General features: G+C 59.0%; 1 protein-coding gene. It reads right to left on the bottom strand.

The features are described from left to right. Positions 1–322, bottom strand: a 322-nt coding sequence (locus LIY45_RS30650; RefSeq protein WP_226478735.1) for an RHS domain-containing protein, incomplete at both ends; no start/stop codon positions are given.

Raw genomic sequence — 322 nt, forward strand, 5'->3', positions numbered from 1 at the left:
ACCCTCGTACTCGCTGTGCCAAACGCTGAGCCCGGCCTCGTCGGTGAGCTGTTCCGGCAATCCAGCGAGGTTGGTGTGGAAGTAGAAAATATCTTCGTTGCCCGGCTTGCCATCGATCCTCGCCAGCGGTTCGTAGCTGTTGGGATCGGCATACACGTACAGGCTGCCGAACCCATGTTCCACCTCCTGCAACAGTCGCAACCCCTGCCATACAAACTGCACATCGCTCTGCGCCTGTTCGCTCTCGTTGCGGTACACCCGTTTGCCGATGCGTCTTCCGAGCGGATCGTAGCGATACTCGCTGCGTAATCGTTGCCAACCC

Source organism: Pseudomonas sp. MWU16-30323 (assembly GCF_020515595.1).
GTDB lineage: Bacteria > Pseudomonadota > Gammaproteobacteria > Pseudomonadales > Pseudomonadaceae > Aquipseudomonas > Aquipseudomonas yamanorum.